23 protein-coding genes are annotated in these 24,355 nt (G+C 70.6%); 8 read left to right on the top strand and 15 right to left on the bottom strand.

The genetic code is table 11. The annotated features are described in order from the left end of the window. Window positions 1-531: 531 nt before the first annotated feature. Both CLV67_RS46065 and CLV67_RS46060 read right to left on the bottom strand, forming a co-directional pair. Window positions 532-2,607, bottom strand: coding sequence for a polycystic kidney disease 1-like 3 (locus tag CLV67_RS46065; RefSeq protein WP_106330309.1), 2,076 nt, complete (start codon window positions 2,605-2,607; stop codon window positions 532-534). Further along, the gene (locus tag CLV67_RS46060; protein ID WP_106330308.1) at window positions 2,604-3,008 is read right to left on the bottom strand and encodes a hypothetical protein; all 405 of its coding nucleotides are present in this window, start codon (window positions 3,006-3,008) and stop codon (window positions 2,604-2,606) included. The genes CLV67_RS46065 and CLV67_RS46060 overlap by 4 nt, the downstream gene beginning before the upstream one ends. Before the next feature lie 202 nt (window positions 3,009-3,210). Here CLV67_RS46060 and CLV67_RS52430 point away from each other — a divergent pair, with 202 nt between their 5' ends. Further along, the gene (locus CLV67_RS52430; RefSeq protein WP_106330307.1) at window positions 3,211-3,837 is read left to right on the top strand and encodes a hypothetical protein; all 627 of its coding nucleotides are present in this window, start codon (window positions 3,211-3,213) and stop codon (window positions 3,835-3,837) included. On the opposite strand, the gene CLV67_RS46050 is transcribed toward CLV67_RS52430, so the two are convergent. From CLV67_RS46050 to CLV67_RS46015, 8 genes are all read right to left on the bottom strand, one after another. Beyond that, window positions 3,818-4,294 carry a DUF6584 family protein gene (locus CLV67_RS46050; protein WP_106330306.1) on the bottom strand — a complete coding sequence of 159 codons (477 nt, stop codon included), beginning with the start codon at window positions 4,292-4,294 and terminating at the stop codon, window positions 3,818-3,820. The genes CLV67_RS52430 and CLV67_RS46050 overlap by 20 nt on opposite strands. Window positions 4,295-4,389: 95 nt before the next feature. Next, on the bottom strand, window positions 4,390-5,649 hold the full coding sequence (locus CLV67_RS46045) for a hypothetical protein (protein ID WP_106330305.1): 1,260 nt from the start codon (window positions 5,647-5,649) through the stop codon (window positions 4,390-4,392). A 123-nt stretch (window positions 5,650-5,772) separates the two neighbouring features. Continuing rightward, window positions 5,773-6,384, bottom strand: coding sequence for a fascin domain-containing protein (locus tag CLV67_RS46040; RefSeq protein WP_106330304.1), 612 nt, complete (start codon window positions 6,382-6,384; stop codon window positions 5,773-5,775). Between the two features lie 119 nt (window positions 6,385-6,503). Beyond that, window positions 6,504-7,817: a pectate lyase family protein gene (locus CLV67_RS46035; RefSeq protein WP_106330303.1), complete on the bottom strand. Its 1,314-nt coding sequence runs from the start codon at window positions 7,815-7,817 to the stop codon at window positions 6,504-6,506. Window positions 7,818-7,945: 128 nt separating this feature from the next. Next, entirely contained in the window at window positions 7,946-9,079 is a 1,134-nt protein-coding gene (locus CLV67_RS46030) for a Gfo/Idh/MocA family protein (protein WP_106330302.1), read from the bottom strand. Next, window positions 9,076-10,539 (bottom strand): mannitol dehydrogenase family protein, encoded by a 1,464-nt coding sequence (locus CLV67_RS46025; RefSeq protein ID WP_106330301.1) that lies wholly within the window; start codon window positions 10,537-10,539, stop codon window positions 9,076-9,078. The genes CLV67_RS46030 and CLV67_RS46025 overlap by 4 nt, the downstream gene beginning before the upstream one ends. After that, entirely contained in the window at window positions 10,536-11,972 is a 1,437-nt protein-coding gene (gene uxaC / locus CLV67_RS46020) for a glucuronate isomerase (RefSeq protein WP_106330300.1), read from the bottom strand. The genes CLV67_RS46025 and uxaC overlap by 4 nt, the downstream gene beginning before the upstream one ends. Beyond that, window positions 11,969-13,288 carry a Gfo/Idh/MocA family protein gene (locus CLV67_RS46015; protein ID WP_106330299.1) on the bottom strand — a complete coding sequence of 440 codons (1,320 nt, stop codon included), beginning with the start codon at window positions 13,286-13,288 and terminating at the stop codon, window positions 11,969-11,971. Before CLV67_RS46015 ends, uxaC begins: the two co-directional genes overlap by 4 nt. Window positions 13,289-13,505: 217 nt before the next feature. Between CLV67_RS46015 and CLV67_RS46010 the strand changes: the two genes are divergently transcribed. The 5 genes from CLV67_RS46010 (at window position 13,506) to CLV67_RS45990 (ending at window position 18,521) form a co-directional block, all read left to right on the top strand. Then, window positions 13,506-14,534 carry a LacI family DNA-binding transcriptional regulator gene (locus CLV67_RS46010; protein ID WP_106330316.1) on the top strand — a complete coding sequence of 343 codons (1,029 nt, stop codon included), beginning with the start codon at window positions 13,506-13,508 and terminating at the stop codon, window positions 14,532-14,534. Between the two features lie 9 nt (window positions 14,535-14,543). After that, window positions 14,544-15,842 (top strand): ABC transporter substrate-binding protein, encoded by a 1,299-nt coding sequence (locus CLV67_RS46005; protein ID WP_106330298.1) that lies wholly within the window; start codon window positions 14,544-14,546, stop codon window positions 15,840-15,842. Between the two features lie 5 nt (window positions 15,843-15,847). Next, window positions 15,848-16,825, top strand: a complete 978-nt coding sequence (locus CLV67_RS46000) for a carbohydrate ABC transporter permease (protein ID WP_106330297.1) — start codon at window positions 15,848-15,850, stop codon at window positions 16,823-16,825. After that, on the top strand, window positions 16,825-17,661 hold the full coding sequence (locus CLV67_RS45995; RefSeq protein ID WP_203737774.1) for a carbohydrate ABC transporter permease: 837 nt from the start codon (window positions 16,825-16,827) through the stop codon (window positions 17,659-17,661). Before CLV67_RS46000 ends, CLV67_RS45995 begins: the two co-directional genes overlap by 1 nt. Window positions 17,662-17,876: 215 nt before the next feature. Further along, on the top strand, window positions 17,877-18,521 hold the full coding sequence (locus tag CLV67_RS45990; protein ID WP_203737776.1) for a hypothetical protein: 645 nt from the start codon (window positions 17,877-17,879) through the stop codon (window positions 18,519-18,521). A gap of 184 nt (window positions 18,522-18,705) precedes the next feature. Here CLV67_RS45990 and CLV67_RS45985 read toward each other — a convergent pair whose 3' ends face one another. The 3 genes from CLV67_RS45985 to CLV67_RS45975 all read right to left on the bottom strand — a co-directional run bounded on the left by CLV67_RS45985 (window position 18,706) and on the right by CLV67_RS45975 (window position 21,241). Continuing rightward, entirely contained in the window at window positions 18,706-20,007 is a 1,302-nt protein-coding gene (locus tag CLV67_RS45985; protein ID WP_106330296.1) for a hypothetical protein, read from the bottom strand. 485 nt (window positions 20,008-20,492) lie between these two features. Then, the gene (locus CLV67_RS45980) at window positions 20,493-20,771 is read right to left on the bottom strand and encodes a hypothetical protein (protein WP_106330295.1); all 279 of its coding nucleotides are present in this window, start codon (window positions 20,769-20,771) and stop codon (window positions 20,493-20,495) included. Continuing rightward, complete coding sequence (locus CLV67_RS45975; RefSeq protein ID WP_106330294.1) at window positions 20,771-21,241, bottom strand: Lrp/AsnC family transcriptional regulator; 471 nt, start codon at window positions 21,239-21,241, stop codon at window positions 20,771-20,773. The genes CLV67_RS45980 and CLV67_RS45975 overlap by 1 nt, the downstream gene beginning before the upstream one ends. A 130-nt stretch (window positions 21,242-21,371) precedes the next feature. Here CLV67_RS45975 and ald point away from each other — a divergent pair, with 130 nt between their 5' ends. Further along, window positions 21,372-22,487 carry an alanine dehydrogenase gene (gene ald / locus CLV67_RS45970; protein WP_106330293.1) on the top strand — a complete coding sequence of 372 codons (1,116 nt, stop codon included), beginning with the start codon at window positions 21,372-21,374 and terminating at the stop codon, window positions 22,485-22,487. A gap of 101 nt (window positions 22,488-22,588) precedes the next feature. Here ald and CLV67_RS45965 read toward each other — a convergent pair whose 3' ends face one another. Both CLV67_RS45965 and CLV67_RS45960 read right to left on the bottom strand, forming a co-directional pair. After that, window positions 22,589-23,248, bottom strand: coding sequence for a Bax inhibitor-1/YccA family protein (locus CLV67_RS45965; RefSeq protein WP_106330292.1), 660 nt, complete (start codon window positions 23,246-23,248; stop codon window positions 22,589-22,591). Between the two features lie 60 nt (window positions 23,249-23,308). After that, the gene (locus CLV67_RS45960) at window positions 23,309-23,494 is read right to left on the bottom strand and encodes a hypothetical protein (protein WP_106330291.1); all 186 of its coding nucleotides are present in this window, start codon (window positions 23,492-23,494) and stop codon (window positions 23,309-23,311) included. Window positions 23,495-23,632: 138 nt separating this feature from the next. Here CLV67_RS45960 and CLV67_RS45955 point away from each other — a divergent pair, with 138 nt between their 5' ends. Further along, on the top strand, window positions 23,633-24,328 hold the full coding sequence (locus CLV67_RS45955; RefSeq protein WP_106330290.1) for a lytic polysaccharide monooxygenase: 696 nt from the start codon (window positions 23,633-23,635) through the stop codon (window positions 24,326-24,328). The last annotated feature ends 27 nt before the right edge of the window (window positions 24,329-24,355 follow it).

The raw sequence follows: 24,355 nt of genomic DNA, 5'->3' as shown, positions 1-24,355 counted from the left end.
TTACGAGAACGGCACCGACATCAGCCTGCTACCCGCACTAAACGTAGCCTGAAGACCAACTCATCGACCCTGTCCGTCGAAACGGGTCAAGCCCACAGGCAGACAGCCTTCCGCGGAGACCTGCGGCCCACCCGCGGGCACAGATCACCACACCACAAGGCAAACAGCCTTCCGTGGTGACCTGCGGCCCACCCGCGGGCACAGATCACCACACCACAAGGCAAACAGCCACCCGTGGTGACCTGCGGCCCACCCGCGGGCACAGATCACCACACCACAAGGCAAACAGCCACCCGTGGTGACCTGCGGCCCACCCGCGGGCACAGATCACCACACCACAAGGCAAACAGCCACCCGTGGTGACCTCCGGCCCACCCGCGGGCACAGATCACCACACCACAAGGCAAACAGCCACCCGTGGTGACCTCCGGCCCACCCGCGGGCACAGATCACCACACCACAAGGCAGACAGCCACCCGTGGTGACCTGCGGCCCGCCGGCGGGCACAGGTCACCACACAACTGGGCGGTCTCAGGCGGTGGCGGTCTCAGCGGCCCGTTCCTCGATGATGGACTTGATCCGGTCGGCCTGGACGCGGCTCTTGATACCGGTGACGGCCTGCACCTTGTAACGGCTCAACCGCCCGGTGCTGCGCAGGTGCTCGAAGAGTTCGGCGCCGTGCATCTCGAGCAGTTCGTCGTCGCTGGCCGGCCGGACGCTCTGCGGCCGGGGCAGCAGTTCGGCCCACGGCTGGGCGTTGCCGGGAGCGGTCATGCCGCTGAGCGCGAGCACGTAGTCACCGATGAACCGGCGGATCGTGGCGTCGTCGAGCCGGGGGGCGCTCGGCGCGAGAAGGTCGGCGAGTTCCTCCGGGTCGAGGGGCTGGCCTTCGCCGAGTTCCTCCTCGAGGGCGGTACGCAGGTCGAGCAGCGCGTTGTGCCACGCCTCCGAGCCGGGCTGGGCGAGGGCCGGGGCGGGCAGGAAGTCGCGCCACGGGTACGCAGACTCGACGTGCTCCCCGTCGAGCTCGCTGATGTACTCGTTGATGAACGTGCGGACCACGCCCTCGCCGAGTTCCTGGACACGCGGTGCGAGTTTGCGGGCCAGTTCGGTGCGCCGCATGTAGTTCATCTCGGGCAGGTCCTCGGGGGTGATCTCCTCGGCGACCATCTTGCTGAGCCGGTCGACGGCGAGCCGCCACCAGGGAGACCCCGCGATACTGACGGCCGGGCGGGCCCCGGTGGGTGTGGACGCCCACGACGGGACAGGAGCCGGGGCGGCCGGAGCGGGAGACACCGGAACGGGAGACACCGGAACGGGCGCGACCGGAGAGGCCGGGGTCGAGCTGGGCGCGACCGGAGCGAGCGGGACCGAGGTGGGCGCGACCGGCGACGGAGAGACCGGCACCGCCCCGGGCGCCGCCACTCCGTCCCGGTCGATTCCGCGCTGCGCCGGGATCGGCAGCACCCCGCCACCTGCGGCGGCGGCCCGCTCGGCGACGGTGGCGCGCCGGGGATCGGCGGACTCGATGGGAACGGGCGCCGGTTCCTCGGAGGCGACGGGGGCGACTGCCCGCCCGTTGACGGGCGCCGGGCTCTCGGCGGCGACGTCGGCCGCCGAGGGCGAGGGCTGAACGAACTGGACCGGCTCGACGAACTGAACGGCCTGACCGGACGGAGCCGGAGCCGGCGGCGAGACCGGCGCGAGCACCCGGGCCAGCACGTCCGGCGAGCTCTCGGAAGGCGCGGCGAGCACCGGAGCGGCGGCGGCCGGGGCGGCGGGGGTCCTGACCGGCACACTGATGCGGACCGCGCCGGGCACCAGCAGGTCCATGACCCGCTGGATCCGGGAGAGCTGCTCGATCACCTCGTCGACGACGGGTTCCCCGGCGGTGCGGGCGTCCTTGAGCAGCCGGGAGCGCCACCACGGCTTGGGGAAGCGGCCCGCGCTGACCCGGTGGTAGTTGACGACCATGCGCCGCACCTGGCGTTCGGCGGCCATCCGTACCAGATCGGGGTCGTCGTCGGGAATGAGCCAGCCCCAGCGCTCCGCGAGGCGGCGCGGGCTGTAGGCGAAGCGACCGCGACGCACCCGCTGACCGGCGGCGGTGAGGGCCGCCCACCACATCAGGAAGATCATGCAGGGTACGGCCAGCCGCAGCAGTTTCTCGGTGAAGGTGACCGCGTTGCTGGCGACGATGACGCCGGAGAGCCCCGCGATGAGCGCCGCGATCCACAGCATCGCGCCCGGGTGGCCGGGTGTGACGATGGTCCCGTCGGGCGCGTAGACGGACGTGCGCCGGTACTGCTCGGCCGCGAGCGACGTGGCGGTCAGGAAGCAGATCTCGAAGACCGCGAACACGAGCACCGCGAAGATCGCCGGCAGTTTGAGCTGGTCGATCGCGATGACCCACATGCCCTCGGCGTTGAGCAGCAGCGCCAGGTTCATGCTGAAGGCCAGCGCGATCGGCCGCAGTGGCTTCCTCGACCGCTTGGCCCAGATCGCGAAGCTGATCAGCAGCACCACGCCGAGCACGCCGCCGGCCAGCAGCACCAGGGCCGCATAGTCACGCCAGAAGTCGGCGATCAGGTCGTTGAACTGCTTCACGGGGTGACGCCTTTCAAAGGGGCCGGAGGGGGAGCCGGGAGGAACTCGTCGAGCGCGGCGGCGATCAACGCGGAGCGGTTGCCGGTAGTGTGCCGTGCCGCCAGATCGTCGATGACGGCGAGGTTGGCCGGGTGGGGACGGAGCGACACCTGCACCCGGTCCTCGCGGTGGCGACGGCGCCCGGACCGCTGGGTGACGAAGATCCCGTCGGTCTCACCGGCGGGTTCGCCGCTCGTGCCGATCAGGTCGGCGAGCCGCGTGTGTGTGGCGTTGAGGGCGTCGAACACCAGCTGGGTGTGGGAGCGGCCGGTGGCCGCGGCCTGCTCGCGGAGCCGGGACCGCACGCCGACGGGCAGGTAGACGACGACGCTGCCGGTGATCGTGTGGGTACTGCCTGGCACGGTTGGCTCTCCTCTGCGTCGCCGGTGTCGGCGGGCTTTCTACCACGTCCGCGTTACGGACTCGACGTGCCACGCGCGAGCGCATGAGGCTATCCGATAGTGCTATCCATCCGCGATCACGGGATGGCGGTGGCGAAGATCCATTCATCCCATTACGGTCGGTATCGATGGGGAGACAGCGCCGGGAAGGGTAGTGCGGGCAATGGTCTGGACGTGGGCGGCCGGCGCCGCCGCGGCGGTGGTGGCGATCCTGACGTGTGTGGCGGCGGTGGCGGTCTGGCAGCGGCCGCGCTCCGGCCCGGCGGTGCCGGGCGAGGTGCAGGAGCTGCTGGACGATCTGGAGACGGTACGCGCCGCGGCCGACCGGGCCGCGGCGGAGGCCGACGAGGCCCGGCACCGGGCCGAGGCGGCGGCCGGGGCACGCGACCAGGCGGAGGACCGTTTCCTGGAAGCGCAGTGGCAGGCCAAGATGGCGACGGCCGACGAGTCGCATCTGCTGGTGCAGCGTGCGGCGCTGGCGGCGTACCGTCGGGGCGAGCTGTCGGCGGAGCAGCTGAACGGCATCTGGCATCACGCGGGCCCGCCGGCCGCGCTGCTCGACGACGGCCGGGTCCGCGACGCGCGGCGCGCCTACGAGGAGGCGGTGGCCGAGACGGTGCAGGTCCGCGAACAGGCGCACGTCGCCTCGGTCGCCGCGGAGGTCCTCGTGGAGGAGGCCCGCAACGCCGAGGTCGACGCGGTGGAGGCGTGGGAGGCACAGGAGGCGGCCCGCCCCACCCTGGACAAACTGTTCGTCGAGGACGAGCCGGTCAGAGGAACCACCGGATGACCGAGATCACCCCGATGGCCGCGCACACCATCAGGAGCAGCCCGAAGATCACCTCGCCCGCGCTCGTGTCCTCCGGCGGTTTGTAGGCCTCGACCCGCTGGGCAGGGACCTGACGTGGAGAAAAGACGGGCGGGTGGGGCAGCGCGGCGAGGCGGGCCGCGGCGAGGGGTCCCAGATCGCGAGGCGTCTCGCCGTGGAGGACAAGGGCACGCAACTGATCGCTGTATGCCTTGGCGAACGCCCTGAGCTCGGCCTCGGTGACATCCTCGGTGAGATATCCCCAGCGGCCGGCCTCGGCGAAGTTGCCGGTGCGGCGGTGCACGGCCGCGAGCCGGGCGCGCAGGCCGAGGTCGAAGGGATCGGCCGCGATCAGGCTGTTCAGGCGCTGGGCGGCGAGATGAGTGTGGCCGCGTTCGAGGTCGGCGTCCACCTTGGCCAGAACTTCGGGCTTCGCCATGACGCCGATTGTGCTGGGGTGACGCCACCCGGCGGAACCACGAAAGAGCCCGGCCGCACGAGCGGCCGGGCTCTTCGGTGATCAGGCGGAGCAGGTCACTTGTTCAGGTTGCAGGCGGACAGGCCCTCGGCGTTCAGGTTCGGCTTCGCGGCGTTACGGCCGATCGCCGTCTCGATCCGGTTGATGGTGGCGAACCGCTTGTCCTCCAGCGGGCCGAGGATCGCGTTGTTGATGAAGTTCACGCCACCCTGGAAGGCCGTGCTCTTGATCCGGGCGTTGGCCTCGTTGATCTGGGTCTGCAGCAGCGCCAGGTTCCGGTCGACCTCGGCCTGCGCCTGCGCCGGGATCGCCACGTCGATGGCGACGTCCGGGCAGTCCACCTGCGCGGTGCCGTCGTTGATGCCGACGTTGCCGGTGTTCCGGCTGGCCGCGGCCTGGTTGTTGCCGGCGTTGCCGTTGCCGGCGTTGCCGTTGCCGGCGTTGCCGTTGTTCGCCGGAGGCTGCGTGGTCGGAGCCGCGGTCGGCTCGGCCGCGGCGCCGCCACCACCGGCAGCGGCGTTGAGCGAGCAGGTCGACAGGCCCTCGGCGTTCAGGTTCGGCTTCGCGGCGTTACGGCCGATCGCCGTCTCCATGCGGTTGATGGTGGCGAATCGCTTGTCCTTCAGCGGGCCGAGGATCGCGTTCTGCACGAAGGCTGCGCCGCCCTGGCCGACCGAGTTCTTGAGCCGGGTGTTGGCCTCGTTGATCTGGGTCTGCAGCAGAGCGAGGTTGCGGTCGATCTCGGCCTGCGCCTGTGCCGGGATCGCCACGTTGATCCGCACGTCCGGGCAGGAGATCGAGCCGACGTTCGCGACCACGGCGGCACCGGCCTGCACCGACTTGGCGGGCACCTGGGCCGGCTCGGGCGAGGCGTTGCCGCCGCCGCTGGCGTTCAGGCTGCAGGGGGCCAGGCCCTCGGCGTTCAGGTTCGGCTTGGCGATGGTCCGGCCGATCGCCGTCTCCATGCGGTTGATGGTGGCGAAGCGCTTGTCCTTCAGCGGGCCGAGGATCGCGTTCTGGATGAAGGCCGGTCCGCCCTGACCCTGGCTGGTGCGGATCCGGTTGTTGGCCTCCTGGATCTGCGTGTTGAGCAGCTGCAGGTTGCGGGCGATCTCCGCCTGCGCCTGGGCCGGCACGGCGCCCAGCTTGTCGGCGACGGTCTGGCAGTTCACTGTGGGTACAGGGCTGTCGGCGGCAGCCGCCACGCCGAGGCCCACACCGACCAGGGCCACCGCGACACCCGCCACACCGGCGACCCGCCAGCGCCGGATGTTCGATGCCCCCGCGTTGCTCCGGTAGCTCCGGTACCGCTTCATCTGCGTGCCTTCCTCTTGGACCACCTTCTCGCCGGTCCATACGGGAACGCTCCCAAGCGCGGATCACCGAAGATCGAAATAAAGAGAAACTTAAGGTTCGAGGGCTTCCACTTTAAAGGAAACTCACCATACGAACGTCTGCTCGGCGCTCACGCTCGTGGCCCGCGCGCGCAGCACTCCCTGAAGATCGCCACGGAACGTGACCTCGGCGGAGACCCAGCGGCGGTTGTCCCGCGCGTAGAACGAGAACTGTCCGCCGGGGGCGCTGTTGGAGTAGTAGCGCTCCCATCCGCCGGCCTTCTCGGCCTGGGCGCGCAGCATGCCGTACCGGGCTCCGGCGTTGTCGAGCTCGGCCGAGACGAACTCGTTGTTGGCCTGGGCACGCAGCTTCGTGACCCCGGACTGGGCGTCGCGGCAGACGATGAACTTCTCCCATTTGCCGGGCGCCGCCGCGCGGGCCCGCAGCGCGCCGTAGTCGCCGGCCTCCCAGCCGATCTCGGCGGACACGTAGAGGCCGTTGGCCACCGATCTGATGGTGATGTCGTGCCAGCACGGGACGGCCGGTTTGCCGGTGACCGCCGCGACGTCCCGGCGCATCTGCTCGAGGACCGCCGATCCGGTGCCGGGCGGGGTCAGAACACCGGTCGGACCGGTTGCGCTCGCCGGCCCGCCGAGGCCAGCGAGGAGGAGGATTCCGGCCGGGATCGCCGCCAGCCGACGGGCAACAATATTCATGAGTAACACTCCGCATAACCGGATATTTCACCGAATTTGCGGTCAGCGTAATCGAGGTGAGCCACCGGCGTTCCGGAATCCGGTTCCCGGCCGGTCATGCACCGGCCGGGAACCGTCATTCACAACCGGCCCGCGCCGGCGCCCTTGCCGACCACCGCCGGAACCTGCGCGGTGGGTGTCACCGGCCCGGCCCGCAGCACCGGCGTCCAGCCGGCATCCGCGCCCAGGTCCGGGTCGTGGGTGGCGTTGTACTCGTCGAGCAGGCTGACCGCCCGCACCGGCCCGGTGCCGACCCGCGTCAGCGTCCCGATCTCGGTGATGGCCGTGCCGCCCCAGTCGTAGACGACGTCCTCCAGGGCGAGGTCCGCACTACGCAGCAGGAAGTTGTTCTCGGCGTAGATCGCCGAGTAGACCCCCACACCCCACGAGTACGAATACGCGTCCTCATCGGTCTGGTAGAAGTAGTTGTTGTAGACGTCCACCTGTCCGAATCGGACCCGCGGCACCCGCTGCCCCACGTTCGCGAACTCGTTGTGGTGCAGGGTGACCCGCAGTTTCCCGACATCCGCGCCGACCGTGTTGGTGGATCCGATCAGCATCGTCTTGTCGTGTTCCTGGAACACGTTCCAGGAGGCGGTGACGTAGTCGGACGCGCGGATGATGTCGAGCGCGCCGTCGTGCACCTGGTAGGGCCGCCCGAGATACAGCGGCTGGGACGCGTCGATGTTGTCACCGTCGCTGAACGTGTTGTGGTCCGCCCACACGTGCGTCGCCCCGGTCAGGGTCACCAGGTCGTAGGCGGAGTTCCAGTTGCCGAGCGAGCCGTCGGTCGGATCCCAGGCCGGGAAGCAGTCGGCCGCGTCCTCGAACCGCACGTTGCGCACGATCACGTTGTCCACGTTCTGGATCAGCAGGTTGCCGCCGATCAGGCGGGCGTTCGGCAGTCCGTAGATCGTGGTGTTGGCACCGACCCGGAACTGGATCCGGGCCGCCTGATTGCGCTGCGACCGGACCCGGGCCTCCTCCAGCGGGCCGGTCGGCCGGGTCGCGCGACCCCACACCGCGGGGTCGTAGGCGGCCAGGTAACCGTCCAGCGTGTACGCCGGATCGGCGTAGTCGTCACAGGTCAGCGGGTTGCCCGCGTCGTCCTCGTTGGCTCGGATGGTGCCCTTGATCAGCACGATCCGCGGGGTCGGATCGGTGCCGCCGGCCAGCGCGGCGACGAGTTCCGCGCGGTTGCGCACCACGAACACGTGCGCGTCGTCGGCCGCTGAGCCACCGGTGGTCCCGGTGGTGGCGGCGGCCCACCCGTCGTTCGCGGGCAGGACCGCCCGTGCCTCCGCCGGAACTGCCGGCGGGGCTGCTGCGGCGGGGACAGAGGCGACACCGGCGGTGAGGACGAGGCCGATGGTCGCGGCGAGAGCGGTACGCACGGCCTACCCGACCGTTTCCCGACCCGACAGAGCATTCACTTCATCAGATCCCTTCTCTAGAAAAACCCTTTCCGGTACGGCGGGCAGGAGCACGAGCACACCGGCCTCCCCGCCGTGGCTCTGGTGTTTCAGTGGACCTTCGCCGGCGCGGCGATCGGGATCCGCAGGCCGGGGCGGGCCCAGGGCACGCCGGACTCGGACGGCAGACGGCCCGTGTCGGTCATCTCCCGCACCAGCCGGTCGATGCCGGGCACGATCGAACCGCCACCGTCGGGGTGCGGTTCGAGCCAGCGCGAACCGATCTCCGCGGGCGGCGGCGCGGCCACGATGGCCTCGACGACCGCCGTGAACCCGGCGGTGCGCGCGAGCGGCGCGAGCAGCGGCGCCGAGGGGTCGCGCCGGTGTTCGAGCAGGTTCTCCATCAGGCCGATCCGGCCCGGGACGTGCTGGAACTCCGGCTCCCCCGGCAGTCTCAGCCGGTCGGTGGGGTACTCCAGGACGGCGTCGCCGACCCGGATCTCGCCCGCGATGAACACCGGCGACGCGAGGGTCACGGCCACGGTGATCCGCCGCTCACCGGTGCCGGTCAGGCGCAGGAACGTGGTGTCGTCGGTCTCGATGTCCCGCGTCCGGTACCGCTCCAGCTCGATCGAGACCGGACCGAATCCCGGCTCGCAGGCGTCGGCGACCACCAGCGACTGCATCAGGGCGTGCGCGAACGGGTTGACCAGCGCACCGTCCAGCACCGGGCGGCCGTCGACGGTGCGTTTCCCCGCCCACGGCGCCCGCCGGTAGTAGGTGTCCGGCCGCCACCAGGCGCCGGTCACCCCGATCTCGCCGGCCGGAGCCGCCACGCACAGCTCGGCGAGCGCGGCCGACCCGAGCGCCTGGAAACCGACCTGGCAGATCCGCCCGGTACGCTCGACCGCCGCGGCGAGCGTGGTGTGCTCGGCCGGCGACATCACCGGCGGCTTCTCCAGCAGCAGGTCGGCGCCGGCGGCGAGCACGTCGAGCGCGATGGCCAGATGCGTGTGCGGCGGAGTGCAGATGATCACGACCTCGGGCCGCGCGACCGCCAGCAGGGTGGTGTGGTCGGTGAAGAACGGCACGCCGGGCAGCGGTGCGTCCGGGTGCGGTTCCACCGGCTGCCGGTCGCACAGTCCCACGACCTCGGCCTGTCCCGCGTCGGAGAGCCGCTGCAGCACCCGCCGGTGCGACAGCCCGTGCCCTCCCGCGCCGATCAGCGCGACCCGCGTCGTCATCGGGCCAGTCCGCCGACAGTCGCCTCGACGCCGTGCCGCTCGAGTTCGCCGTACCAGCGGATCAGCTCGGAACGCAGCACGTCGTCACCGGCCAGGTGGGGCGGGAAGATCTCACCGAGGGCGAGCAACGCGCCGACCACACCGGCCGGGGTGTCCGGTGCCGCGGCGAGCGCGGCCCGGATCCGGCCGGCCAGCGGGTCGTCCAGCTGTAGTGGCGCGCCGCTGTCGGCGTACCCCCGCGCGAAGCGCATCCACGCCGCCAGGACGAGGACCGCGAGGGCGGGAGTGACGCCGGTCCTCCGCAGGTCGGAGATGGTGCCGAGCAATCGGTGGGGCAGCTTCTGGGAGCCGTCCATGGCGACCTGCAGATTGCGGTGGCCCAGTTCCCGGTTGGCGAAGCGTTCCAGCGATTTCTCGCCGTAGCCGATCACCGTGACGCCCTTCGGCGGCTCGAAGGTCGGGGCGATGTCCTCGGCGATGAACCGCCGCAGCGTCTGCGGCAGGCCGGGGATCTCCAGGGAGTCGGCGATCAGCTCGCGGCCCGCCAGTGCCCCGAGGTAAGCGCATGCCGAGTGGACCGCGTTGAGGGCCCGCAGTTTCAGCTTCTCCCACGACGTGACGTCGTCGGTCATGATCGCTCCGACGCCCGCCCAGTCGGGCCGCCCGCCGGGGAAGTCGTCCTGCATGACCCACTGGGTGAACGGTTCGGCCACCACCGGGGCGGCGTCGTCGGCGCCGAGCGCGAGTGCCGTACGCCGGATGTGGTCGGCGCTGGTGGCCGGCACGATCCGGTCGACCATGGTGGCCGGGAACGCCACGCCGGCCGGCAGGTGCGCTCCGGCGACGTCGAGCGCCTGCTCGACCAGACCGCGGATGCGCGGGCCGTTGCCCTGCAGGTTGTCGCAGCACAGCACGGTCAGCGGGCCGGCGCCGGCCGCCTGCCGCCGCAGCAGGCCGCGGACCAGCAGGGCCGGGATGCTCGTGGGCGGCGCGTGCCCGGTGAGCTGGTCGCGCAGCTCGTCGTCGAGCAGCAGCCGCCCGGCCGGATCGAGCCGGTACGCCTTCTCGGTCACGGTCATCGACACGATCCGGACACCGGGGTCGGCGATCGCCGCGACCACGCCGTACGGGTCGCCGGCCGCGTGGCCGAAGCCGGCCAGGATGCCGACGGCGCGGGCCCGGTCCTCGCCGCCGCCGACGGTCAGGACGCTGTAGAGCCCGTCCTGTTCGCGCAGCTTGTCGAGGATCTCGCGGGAGCGCGGCGCCACCCCGACGATGCCCCAGTCACCGCCGGAGGCCGCGACCGCGGACTCGGTGAAGACGGCCTGGTGGGCGCGGTGGAAGGCGCCGAGCCCGAGGTGGACGATGCCGGGCCGGACCGAGCCGGGCTCGACGGCCGGGCGGGCCGCGGCGGGCAGCGACTCGAGGGCACCGCGATCGAGGCGGTAGGTCACGGTCATGCCTCGTCCCCGCTCCGAGGTCCGTCGAGGCGGAACACCTTCTTGGGCAGGTGGTACGCGAGGTCGGCAATCGTCTCCGCGGCCTCGTCGAGGGGCAGCGTTCCCTCGGCGACGAGCTTGGCGAGGTATCCGGCGTCGATCCGGCGGGCCACGTCGTGCCGGGCCGGGATGGAGCAGAACGCGCGGGTGTCGTCGACGAAGCCGGAGGTGTTGTAGAAGCCCGCGGTCTCGGTGACCGACTCCCGGAACCGGCGCAGGGCGTTCGGGCTGTCCAGGAACCACCAGGGAGCGCCGAGGTACAGCGACGGGTAGCCGCCGGCGAGCGGGGCGAGTTCCCGGCTGAACACGGTCTCGTCCAGCGTGTAGAGCACGATCCGCAGGCGGGGGTCGGTGCCGTGGGCGTCCAGCAGCGGCCGCAGCGCGTGCACGTAGTCGGTGGCCGACGGGATGTCGCCGCCGGTGTCGCGGCCGTGCCGCTCGTACAGGGCGGTGTTGTGGTTGCGCACCGAACCCGGGTGCAGCTGCATGACCAGGCCGTCGTCGAGCGACATCCGGGCGAACTCGACGAGCATGTGTGCCCGGAACGCCTCGGCGTCGGCCGCGTCCGCACCACCGCCGAGGGCCTTGCGGTAGAGCACGGCCGCGTCGGCCTCGCTCAGGTCCAGGGTCGCGGCGGTCAGGTGACCGTGGTCGGAGCTGGTCGCGCCGGCCTCGATGAACGCCTGGCGGCGGCTGCGCAGGGCGGCCAGGAAGCCGGAGTAGGTGCCGACGTCGAGGCCGGTCAGGTCACCGAGCTCGGCGACCCGCTGGGCCCAGCCGGGCCACTCCGGGTCGACCAGGTTGTCCGGGCGGAACGTGGTGATCACCCGGCCGCCGGGGCCGCCCCAGCCGTCCGCGGCGAGTTTGGCGTGCGCCTGCAGCTCGTCCAGGGGGCTCTCGGTGGTGGCGAGCACCTCGATGTTGAACCTGGTGAACAGGGCACGCGGCCGGTAGTCCGGCTCGGCCAGACGGGCCGACAGCTCGTCGTAGATGTCGTCGGCCGTACCGCCGCTCAAGGTCTTGGTGATGCCGAAGACGTCGGCGAGGACCTTCTCGGTCCAGAGCCGGGACGGCGTGCCCCGGAACAGCTTCCAGTTCTCGGCGAGCAGCCGCCAGATCGCGCGGCCGTCGGTCTCCACCTCCGAGCCGTCCACACTGGGCACCCCGAGACGTGCCGGCGGGATGCCCTGGCTGGCGAGCATCCGGGTGACGTAGTGGTCGGGCACCACGAACAGCCGGGCCGGGTCTCCGAACGGCACGTCGTCGGCGAGCAGCACCGGGTCGACGTGCCCGTGCGGGCTGATCAGCGGCAGGTCCCTCGCGTGGCGGTACAGCTCACGCGCGATCTGCCGCTGGTTCGGCTCGGCGGGGAAGAGATGGTTCTCGTCGGTCACCTGAAGTCCTTGAGATCTAGGAGTTCTTGCACGCGAATGGCCTGGCCCTGCGCCAGGGATTCGTTGGCGGCCAGGCCGGTCAGCAGGGCCTGCGCGCCGTCGACGGCGTTCGCGGTCCGGCCGAGCGGGTCGGCGGGGGCGTCGGGGCGGATCAGGTCGGTCAGCATCCGGACGTCGGCGCCGCCGTGCCCGTGGCGGGACAGCCCGTCCACGGCGATCTCCCGCGGTGGCGCCCAGAACGGCCGGACCAGCAGCCGCTTGGAGCCCTGCTCGGCGGTCGACTCGGCGCCCGGCTCGCCCTTCACGCCGGCTGCGGCCCCGGGCGAGACGTGATCGCTCTCCACGACCTCCAGCTCGAGGCGGCCCCGGCTGCCGTTGAACATCACCCGGTAGCCCTCCCACGGCGCGTAGGCCGTGAGGTGGTAGCTCATCGACGCGCCGCCGGCGTAGCGGACCAGCACTGCCATGTCGTCCTCGATGGTGACGCCGGGGGCGAACACGTTGCGGTCCCGGTGGTAGCCGTCGTGCTGCTCGGCCTCCAGGTAGAGCTCGCGCATCGCGGGCTCGTCGGCCAGCCGGAGCGCGAACGGGTCGCCCTCGGCCGTGGTCGCGCCGTGCGCCCGGTCGTAGTCGCGGGCGTATCCGTGACGCCGTCCCTGATCACCGTAGAAGAACAACCGCCCGGCCGCGAACACCTGCTCGGGACTGTCGTCGAGCCACCAGTTGACCAGGTCGAAGTGGTGTCCGGCCTTGTGCACCAGCAGCCCGCCGGAGTTCTCCTTGTCGCGGTGCCAGCGGCGGAAGTAGTCGGCGCCGTGCCGCACGTCGAGCAACCACTCGAAGTGCACCGAGCCGACCTCGCCGATCTCGCCGGAGGAGATGACCCGCTTCACCGCCTCGTGCAGCGGGTTGTAGCGGTAGTTGAACGTCACCCGGACGTCGCGGCCGGTCCGCCGCTGCGCGTCGAGGATGCGGCGGCAACCGGCGGCGTCGACGGTCATCGGCTTCTCGGTGATGGCGTCGCAGCCGGCCTCGAGGGCGGCCACGACGTAGTGGTCGTGATAGCGGTCCACGGTCGCGACCAGCACCACGTCGACGCGTTCCCGCTTGAGCATCTCGGTGAAGTCGGCGGCGGCGTAGACCGGTACGGGCTCGGCGAGCCGCTTGTTGTGCGCGGCGAGCCGGGCCGGGTTGGTGTCGGCCATCGCCACCAGCTGGGCCACGTCCGCGTGGTCACCGGTGATCGCACGGACGAACATTCCGGCCCGTGAGCCGGCGCCCACGAGGGCATACCGGCGGCGGGGATGAGGGGGCATTCCGTCGCCTCCATTCGGCAAACGTTTGCAACAGCTTAGGGACTTCACTACGACCAAAGTCAATGCACCATGCTTATTTGTCCGTATTTGCCCGTGCCGAGTCATGATCACGCAACAGAAGCGACATCGAGAGGCGTTGACACCACCGCAACCGTTTGCATTAATGGCTCTCACCGAGAGACCCGGGTCACACCGGGTCGCCATCAAGGGAGGCATCGTGGCCGTGACGATCCGGGACGTCGCTCGAGCGTCCGGAGTGCACATCTCCACGGTGTCGCGCACGTTCTCCGCACCGCATCTGGTCAACCCCGAGACGCGTTCCCGGGTCCTGGCCACCGCGGAGCAGCTCGGCTATCGCCCGAACCGGGCGGCCCGGGCACTGATCACCGGACGTACCCACAACATCGGCCTGATCGTGGCCGATATCGCGAACCCGTTCTTCCCGCCCCTGATCAAGGCGGCCGAGACCCACGCACGGCGGCGGGACTACCACGTCTTCGTCGCCGACACCGACGAGGATCCGATCGTCGAGCTCGACCTGGTGCAGGCACTGGCCAAGCAGGTCGACGGGATCCTCCTGTGCAGTCCCCGGATGAGCGACGACCAGATAGAACAGGTGCGCAGAGAAGTTCCCCTGGTCGTCGTCAACCGCATGATCACCGGCTTGCCCGCGGTGGTCATGGACGTGGGACACGGCGCCCGGGAAGCCGTGCGCCACCTGCTGGACCTGGGCCACCGACACCTGGTCTACCTGGCCGGGCCACGTGGCTCCTGGACCAACCGGGAGATCCGCAGGGCCGCCGGGGCGACAGCCCGGGCAGCCGGCGCGGATCTGACCGTCCTCGGCCCGAACCAGCCGGTCGAGGAGACCGGTGCCGCGGCCGCCGAGGCCGTGCTGCGCACCGGCGCCACCGCGGTGCTCGCCTACAACGACCTGATGGCCATCGGCCTGCTCCAGGCGTTGCAGGACCGCGGTGTCGACGTTCCCGGGCAGGTCAGCGTCGTCGGCATCGACGACATCGCGTACAGCGGGCTGGTCCGCCCACGGCTCACCACCGTGGCGAACCCGACCGCGGCCGCCGGCCGTACCGCCGTCGACATGCTCCTGCAGCAGGGCGACGACGGAGCGACCGGGCAGGTCACCCTCCGGACCGACTTGATCATCCGCAATTCCACCGGCCCAGGGCCGTACGCCCCGGCCGTCGCGATCACCGCTGAGGTTGCTGCCGCACACGTCAAGGAGTGACGAGACCCCATGACCGCATCCCACCCCCTTCCCCGGCGCCGCGTGCTCAGCGGCCTGGTGGCCACCATGCTGGCTGTTCCCCTGGCGCTCGGCGCCTGCAGCAGCGACGACGAACCCGCCGCTGACGGCAAGGTCGAGCTGAGCTTCTTCTGGTGGGGCGGCGAGGCCCGCGCCCAGCTCACCGAGCAGGCCCTCGCCCTCTACACGCAGAAGCACCCGAACGTCACGTTCAAGAAGACCTGGCAGGCCAACCAGGGCTACTTCGACAAGCTGGCCACCCTGACGGCCGGTAACGACGCTCCGGACATCTTCCAGATCGACGACAACTACCTGGCCGAGTACGCGACCCGCAACGTCACGGCCGACCTGACCGAGTACCAGAAGTCCGGCAAGCTCGACGTCTCGAAGTTCCAGAAGGGCCTCGTCGAGTACAGCACCGTCGACGGCAAGGTCGCCGCCGTGGCGATGGGTGAGAACACCCAGGGCCTGGTCTTCAACAAGGCCAAGCTGGAGGCCTCCGGGGTGGAGCTGCCCAAGACCGGGCAGACCTGGGAGGAGCACATCGCCTGGGCCAAGGACGCCGCGGTCAAGTCGAAGGTCGCCGGCACCATGGACCCGAGCGCCGACTACAAGGCGTTCTGGGTGTGGCTGCGCCAGAACGGCAAGGAGTTCTACAACGGCAACCAGCTCGGCTTCACCCAGGCCGACGTGCAGGCCTGGTTCGAGCTGTGGAAGGGCGCCCGCGACGGCAAGTCGACCCCGACCGCCGACGTGATCCACGAGGGCAACGCCACCGACGTCACCAAGCAGCTCGTGGTGACCGGCAAGGCGCTCACCTCCTGGGTGTGGGCCAACCAGCTGCCCGAGCTGCAGAAGAACACCAAGGAGGACCTCAACGTCATCGCGTACCCGGGTGACGCCTCCAAGCAGTGGGCCCGCGCCTCGATGTACTTCTCGGTCTACCGGGGCAGCAAGAACAAGGACGTCGCAGCCGACGTGCTCAACTTCCTGGTCAACGACCCGGAGGCCGGCAAGATCCTCGGCACCGACCGTGGCCTGCCGTCGAACCTCGACATCCGCGCCCAGGTCGCCGCGTCGACGGACAACGCGGCGATGAAGGAGACCATCGCGGTCATGGACGAGCTCGGCAAGAACTTCGGCCCGGCGCCGACGGTTCCGCCGAAGGGCCACAGCACCGTGCGCTCCGAGCTGATCAAGGCCGCTGAAGAGGCCCAGTACGGTCGCGCCACCCCCGCCCAGGCCGCCGAGCAGTTCTTCGCCGCCAGCCAGGCCGCGATCAGCCGGTGAGTCCCGTGGCAACAAGTACGGCTCGGCCCTCGTCGACCCGGCATCAGGCCGGCCCCGCCGCTCACCAGCGGCGGGGCCGCCCCGCCAAGCACAAGACCGACGGCGTCGCCGGCTACGTCTTCCTCTCACCCTGGCTGCTGGGGCTGCTGACCATCACGGCCGTCCCGATGCTGATGTCGCTGTACCTCAGCTTCACCAACTACGACGTGCTCTCGGACTGGGAGTCGATGGAGTGGGTGGGCCTGGACAACTACCGCACGATGTTCACCGAGGACCCGTCCTTCTGGCACGCGGTCCAGACCACCCTGGTGTTCGCGCTGGTGGCGACGCCGCTGAAGCTGGCCGCCGCGCTCGGCGTGGCGCTCCTGCTGAACCGGCCGTTCTCCGGCGCCGGCCTGTTCCGCGGCCTGTTCTACCTGCCGTCGCTGCTCGGTGGCAGCGTGGCGCTGGCCATCGTCTGGGTCAACATGTTCAACCGGGACGGCGCGTTCAACTCGTTCCTGGCGTGGTTCGGCATCGAGGGCAAGGCCTGGGTCAACGACCCGGACTTCGCGCTCGGCACGCTGATCCTGCTGGCGGTCTGGCAGTTCGGTGCCCCGATGGTGATCTTCCTGGCCGGCCTCAAGCAGGTTCCCGGTGAGCTGTACGAGGCGGCGTCGGTCGACGGCGCAACCCCGTTCCGGAAGTTCATCAGCATCACGCTGCCGATGCTGTCGCCGGTGATCTTCTTCAACCTGGTGCTCGAGACGATCAACGGCTTCCAGGGCTTCACCTCGGCGTTCGTGCTCTCCAACGGCACGGGCGGGCCGGTCGACTCGACGCTCATGTACACGCTGCACCTCTACATCAAGGGTTGGAACGAGTACCAGATGGGCTACGCCTCGGCGATGGCCTGGGTGTTCCTGCTCTTCATCGGCCTGGTCACCGCCGTCGTCTTCCGGACCGGCAAGTTCTGGGTGCACTACTCGGACGGAGAAGACTGATGACCCTCCAGCGCCTGGCCCGGCCGCTCACGCTGGTCCTGCTCTCGGCGGTGGTGCTCTACCCACTGGTGTGGATGCTCGGCAGTTCGTTCAAGAGCCAGGAAGAAGTCTTGAACAACATGTCGATCCTGCCCAACACCTGGACGCCGAGCAACTACTCCGACGGCTGGAGCAACTTCGACGTCAGCTTCGGACGGTTCTTCGTCAACAGCGCGATGGTCGCCGGACTGACCGTGGTGGCGAACTGCGTCTCGTGCCTGCTGGCGGCCTACGCCTTCGCCCGGCTGAAGTTCAAGCTGCGGGGCTTCTGGTTCGCCATCATGATCGGGACGCTGCTGCTGCCCGGGCACGTGCTGATCGTTCCGCAGTTCGTGATGTTCAAGACCTTCGGCTGGGTGGGCGGCGACTGGCCGTACGCTCCGCTGATCGTCCCGCAGCTGCTGGCCACCGAGGCGTTCTTCGTCTTCCTGATGGTCCAGTTCATGCGCGGCGTGCCGCGCGAGCTCGACGAGGCCGCGACCATCGACGGCTGCACCCCGTACGGGGTGTTCCGGCACGTCATCCTGCCGCTCTCGCGGCCGGCCCTGGTCTCCACGGCGATCTTCTCGTTCATCTGGACCTGGAACGACTTCTTCCGCCAGCTGGTCTACCTCTCCGACCTGGAGAAGTACACCGCCCCGGTGGCGCTGACGCTGTTCATCGACTCGAGCGGCCAGTCGTCGGTGGGTCCGATGTTCGCCATGTCGGTGCTATCGCTGGCTCCGGTCTTCCTGTTCTTCGTGGCCTTCCAGCGCATGCTGGTCGAGGGCATCAACACGTCCGGACTCAAGGGATGACCCCGCCGGACGCCGGTCTTCCCGGCCCGCTCGCCGCTTCCGCGGCGGGCGGGCCGCCGGCCCACCTGTCCCCTTCCCTCGGGTTCGGGTCCGCCGCCCGGTCCTTCGCCGTTTCGGCTTCGAACACTTCCTCCGGTACGCCGGAAGGCGCCCCCGATCCAGCCGCCTCCTCCCGGCCGCCCGCGAGTCCTTCCTCTGCGCGCGAGAATGCCCGGATGGACTGGCCGCGTGAGGACGAGCCGGAGCCCCGCCCGGACTGGCGGGAGCGGTTCGCCCTCGGCGCGGACCTGGCCCTGATCGGGATCGTGGTCACGGTCGCCGCCCTGCCGGTGCTGACCCTGCCCGCCGCGCTGGCGGCCGGTTCCACCGCCGTGCGGCACCGCTACACCGCGGGCCGGATGCCGGAGTTCCGGCCCCTGCTGCGGCAGTTCCGCCGGAGCCTGCTGCCCGGCCTGCCGTTCATCCTGGTCGCGGCGCTGCTGCTGATGGACCTCCTGGCGTTGAGCCGCGGCCTCGTGCCCGGCGGCATGCCGGTGCTCGTCGTCACCGTGATCGCCGCCTCCTGGCTCGCCGGACTCGCGGCGCTCACCCTGGTCGCGCTCGGCCGCGAGCCGGAGACGTCGTGGCGTTCCGCGCTGCGCTGGGCCTGGAAGCGGTCGACCACCCGCCCGTGGGTGGCGTTCGCACCGGCGCTGGCCGGGATCCTCGCGTTCTTCCTGGCCCTGTCGGTCCCGGCGACGATCCCGCTGGTGATCGGCTTCCACCTGTTCGCCGCCCACGTGATCAGCGACCGCCTGGCCCCGCCGCTCCCGGGCGACGACCAGCCCACGATCCGCGGCGGCCACCACCCTTCAGCGTGACGCCGGTCACACCCGAGCAACCTCGCGGGCCGGTCCGGCCACTTCCCGGCTGACCGGCCCCGACTCTTCCGCCCGGTGAGGACCACGTGTTCCCTTCCCGCATGAACCGGCCCGGCCGGCCGCGCCCGCCCCGGCGCCCGCCGCCCCCACCGCGCCGTCCCGCCTCCCCGCACTGCCCCACCGGCTACCGCTGAGAGCCCCGGCGGGCGGTCAGCCACCAGACGGCGAGGGCCAGGAGCAGCAGCAGCGGGACGACCACCGCGGTAGCGAGGACCACGGCCAGCGTGTCGATGTCCAGCAGCGGCGGGTCGCCCGGCCGGGTCTTCCCGGCGGCCAGCACGTCGTCGGCCACATCGATCGACTCGACGTCGCCGGCCATTCCGGATTCGTCGCCGGCCAGCAGGCGCTGCCCGCTGGCGAGGGCGATCAGCCGCGCCGCCTCGATACCGTCCTGACTGGTCAGCTCGTACTGTTCGTTGAGGCTCGTGAAGAGCGTCGACTCGGCGTGGCCGGTCGGCGTGTACTCGACCGCGACCGGCTCGCCCGACGGCCACCAGCCGAGCACGCGCAGCGCGTAGATGCCGTCCCTGCCGTACGACGGACCGGTCACCGCCCCGTCGGCCGCGGAGATCGGGGTGACCGTCCAGCGGACCGGCCAGCCCGGGCAGTCGCACTTCACGCCGGACACCACGAGCAGCCCGCGGCCGTCCCTGGTCCACGCGCCCTTGCCGGCCACCCGCCCCGTCGCGGGAACGTCCACGGTGGCCCCGCCCGCCAGAGTGCGGATGCTGATCCGGTCACGGTTCTGATAGGCGAGCCGGGTGCCGTCCGGGGAGAACGCCACCGTCCATCCGGACAGTGACGCCACGGTGCTCAGGGTCGCGATCTCGCTGGTCGCGCCGGTGGTGGCGTCGGCGATCAGCAGACGGGTGATGTCGTCGGGGTCGCCGTGGTCGAGCAGCCGGGAGACGAGCAGCGCCACCGTCCGGCCGTCCGGCGACCACGCCTGCGCCTCGACCCGGAGGTCGTCGAGCTGTCCCGGCAGCCCCCGGTAGCCGGTGACCCGGCCGGTCGCCAGGTCGGCGACGCCCTCGTCGAAGGCGAGCCGGGAGCCGTCCGGGGAGAGCACCGCGCCCATGCCGGCGGCGCCATACCACTCGGCGACCCGGTAGGTGTCGTCAGCGCGGCCGACCATCCCCGCCAGCCAGCCCGACTCGTCGGGGAACCACGTGTTCGACGAGTAGAGGACCGAGGCCGCGCCGATCGGTGCCGTCGCGGCGTCCGGCGTCCAGGGTGACGGTGCTCCGATCCGGGCCGGCAGCGTGCCCGCGCCCTGTGCCCTCGGCTGCGGCGACCCGCCGATCGGATGCCACTCCCGCAGCACGCCGACGGCCCCGCAGCAGATGACGAGCAACGCCAGCACCGTGACCGCGGCGGCCGACTTCGCCAGCCGTCCGGCCCATCTCGGCAACACTCCCGCACCCATCCGGCCCTCCCCATCGCCGGACTATAGGTGATCATGCAAAATGGCCGGTCCGGCGACGTAGCGCCCACACCCGGCGGACCGTGGCCACCAGCGGGCCGCGGCCGTCGCGTGTCCAGGCGCCCAAGCCGGCGAGCCTGGCACCCACCGGGAGCGGCAACCCGGAGTCGACGCCACCGGTGAGCGCGTGCACCCGTACGACATCGTCTTGTTGAAAGGCCAGCCACGCACCGTCCGGTGAGAGGGCCGCCGTCCAGCCCGGAAGCGCGCTCCGCGCGCCGAGCGTTGCGATCTACCTGATCGCCCCATTCTCAACATCGAGGGTCATCGGTCGTACGGCCGGCGCGTCCTCCGCCTCGGCCAGCACGGCCGGCATCGGTCAGCCGGTAGTCGTCACCACCCTGGCCGACCGGGCCGAGGAACCAGCCGGGCTCGTCGATCAGCCGGCTGTCGGAGGAGTGGAGGACGGACGCCGCGCCGAGGGGAGCTCATCGCCCCGGTTCCTGGATCGACGCGGCGTCGGCGAACAGGACGGGAGCGTCCGGCACCTCGCAGAAGGACAGGAAGCCGCTGATCTTCTCGGAGTCGATCGCGCCCCCGTCGTCGATCACCGCGGTCGCGGTGAACCTGTCGCCCGAGCTCAGCGTCCGGCCGCCGGGCAGGAGCACCTCGTACTCCAGGCCGGACCGCTGGGTGACCTCGGTGCCGTCGGGCCAGAACGGGTGCCGCTCCACGCCGTCGACAGCGATCACGATGGTCGTGCGCATCAGGCGAGCCCCCGGCGATGCTCGAAGATCAGGTACGTCTCGGTGCCGGCGATCAGGCGGGTGCCGCTGAGGCGTTCGGTGATGACCGCGCGCAGGTCGTCGACGTCGGCGCAGGCCACGTGCAGCAGGAAGTCGTACGATCCGGAGACGAAGTAGACGTCGCGGACCGCGGGCAGGCCGGCCAGCGACTCGGCGAACCGGCCGATCGCCTCGCGGGCGTCGGACCGCAGCCGGACCGCGATCATCGCCTGGATGGGGCGGCCGAGCCACGCCGGGTCGACGTCGGCGTGGAAGCCGCGGACCGCACCGATCTCGCGGAGCCGGCGGATCCGGGTGAGGCAGGTCGACGGGGCGATCCCGACCCGGTCGGCGAGGGCGTTGTTAGGCATCCGGCCGTCGGCCTGGAGCAGGCTCAGCAGCTCGAGGTCGATGTTGTCGAGGCCTCGAACATCCTTCGGTGGCTCGGTCACTCACGACCGCCGGATTGAACTATCTGCCCTGGTAGCGTTACAGACAGAATCTTCTTCGCTCGACTTGCCCGTATGCTGCACATCGTTCCACTCTATCGCCAAGAGCAACATCATGGCGGAGGGAAGTCCCATGCACATCGGCGTGCCGGCAGAGGTCAAGAACCACGAGTACCGGGTGGCGATCACCCCGGCCGGCGTGGTGGAGGCGGTCCGCCACGGGCACCAGGTGTCCGTGCAGGCCGGCGCCGGTGCGGGCTCGGCGATCACCGATGACGACTACGTGGCCGCCGGTGCGACGATCCTGCCCGACGCCGACGCCGTGTGGGGCGCGGCCGACATGATCCTCAAGGTGAAGGAGCCGATCGCCTCCGAGTACCACCGGCTGCGCGAAGGCCAGGTGCTCTTCACCTATCTGCACCTCGCGGCCGACGCCGAGGGGACCAAGGCACTGCTCAACAGCGGTACGACCGCGATCGCGTACGAGACGGTGCAGCTCGCCGACGGTTCGCTGCCGTTGCTCGCCCCGATGTCGGAGGTGGCCGGCCGGCTCGCCCCGCAGGTCGGCGCGTACAGCCTGATGCGCAACAGCGGCGGCCGCGGCGTGCTGCCGGGCGGTGTCCCCGGCGTCGCTCCTGCCCGCGTGACCGTCATCGGCGGCGGCGTGTCCGGCGTGAACGCGGCCACCATCGCGCTCGGTCTCGGCGCCGACGTCACGATCCTCGACCTGAGCCTCCCGCGGCTGCGGCAGATCGACGCCCAGTTCGGCGGGCGCGTCAAGACGCTGGTGTCGAACTCGTACACGATCGAGCAGTCGGTCATCGAGGCCGACATGGTGATCGGCGCGGTGCTGGTGCCCGGCGCGAAGGCGCCGACCCTGGTCAGCAACGAGCTCGTGAAGCGGATGAAGCCCGGCTCGGTGCTCGTCGACATCGCCATCGACCAGGGCGGCTGCTTCGAGGACTCGCGGCCGACCACCCACCAGGATCCGGTCTACCGGGTGCACGAGTCGGTCTTCTACTGCGTGGCCAACATGCCGGGCGCGGTGCCGAACACCTCGACCTACGCACTGACCAACGCCACCCTGCCGTACGTCCTCCGCCTCGCCGACCTCGGCTGGCGCGAGGCTCTGCGTACCGACCCGGCTCTGGCCCTTGGCCTCAACGTGCACGCCGGTGTCCTCACCAACGACCTGGTCGGATCTGCGCTCGGCCTCCCCACCGAGACGATCAGCTCAGTCCTGGCCTGATCCGGCCCCTCGCGCGCCCTCCGTCACCCGCCAGTGAAGACGGAGGGCGCGCCCTTTCCTGCCCGCCCTTTCCTGCCCGACCGCGCGTTCAGCGGTCGCGTTCAGCGGTTGCCGGCGCGGAAGATCCGGAGGAAGAACAGGAAGACGTTGAGGATGTCGAGGAAGATGGACGCGGCCAGCAGTGGCGCGGCCTCGATGTCGCGGGTGCGCCGCAGCCGCTGGAAGTCGAACATGATCAGGCCCGCGAAGATCACCAGGCCGAGGATCGAATAGATCAGCGAGCCGTACGGGATGTTCACGAAGATCAGCACGATGCCGAAGACCAGCAGGGCCACCAGCGCCCAGAAGCAGATCCGGGCCAGCGCACTCAGATCGCGCCGCGTCGCCCAGCCGGCCGCGCCGAACGCCGCCACGAAGAGCGCGGTCGCCGCGCCGGCCTGCCACAACGCCTGTGGGTCGGTGCTCGCGTAGTAGACCAGCGTCGGAGCGACGGCCACGCCGATCAGCAGCCCGAACGCGGCGAGCAGCCCGATCGTCGCCCCCTGCGAGCGGCGGACGGAGAAGTTCATGGCGATCAGGGCCGCGAAGGATCCGAGATAGGCCATGAAGGCGATGCCGGCGGGCAGGTTGCGCCCGAGGTACGCGCCGAGCGCGAACAGTCCGGTGGTCGCCGCGACGTAGCCCATCGTCTGCGCGAACAGGGCGTGGCCACGGTCGCGGGCGGCCAGACCCGCCGGGCGGTACGGGTAGGTGTCGTCCATCCCGTCACTGTGAACCCGCGGCGGCGCCCGGACACCCTCCGCCAGGGGTGATTGGAAGCGTTACCCGGCGTTGCGCAGCATGCGCTCCGTCTCGAGCTCCAGCGAGGCGGAGATGTCGCGGTCGGCGTGCCGGGTGTCGACCGACTCGACATAGTCGTCGGGGCGGATACGGGGCGGCATGGTGCCGAAACGCGCGGCGCGAGCGCGGGCGACGGTGGCCTCGGCGAGCTGCTCTTCCTCGGTCATGCACCGATGATGCACCCGGCCGCGGGCCCGCGTCTCGCCCTCATTTGCGGAAGGTATGCGAGACCGCTTTCATTTAGGAAAGTTTATTTATACTCTCGTCATATCCGTCAATCGATGTTCATCGTTTTGGGGAGTGGCATGCGCAGACTGTTCGCTTTGCTCGCGGTCGCCCTGATGGGGGCCGCCGGATCACTGTTCATCACGTCGCCGGCGTCAGCGCACGGCTACGTCTCCTCGCCGCCCAGCCGGCAGGCGCTCTGCGCGCAGGGCAAGATGGCCTGCGGGCAGATCAAGTACGAGCCGCAGAGCGTGGAGGGCCCCAAGGGCCTGCGGAACTGTCACGGCAACAACGGACAGTTCGCCGAGCTCAACGACGACAGCCGGGGCTGGCCGGCCACCAACGTCGGCACCTCGCAGACGTTCACCTGGATCAACACGGCCAGGCACGCGACCGCGAGCTGGGAGTACTTCATCGGCGGCACGCGGGTCGGCTACTTCGCCGGCAACAGCCAGCAACCGCCGGCGACGCTCTCGCACACCGTCAACCTCAGCGGGTTCTCCGGCCGGCAGAAGGTCCTCGCCGTCTGGACGGTCGCCGACACGACCAACGCGTTCTACTCGTGCATCGACGTCAACATCGGTGGCACCGGTGGTGGCGGCGGCCCCACCACTCCCCCGCCCGGCCCCTGCTCGGCGGCGGCGTGGAGCAGCAGCGCGGTCTACGTCGGCGGCAATCTGGCGTCGCACAACAACCGCACCTGGCGGGCCAAGTGGTGGACGCAGGGCGAGACGCCCGGTGTCGCCGACGTCTGGGCCGACCAGGGCGCCTGCTGATTTCTGTCACATGAGGGGGAGCCGCGC

This window comes from Actinoplanes italicus (assembly GCF_003001815.1).
Lineage (GTDB): Bacteria > Actinomycetota > Actinomycetes > Mycobacteriales > Micromonosporaceae > Actinoplanes > Actinoplanes italicus.
Note: the sequence above shows the minus strand (reverse complement) of the source record. Positions and strands in the feature narration are given on the sequence as shown.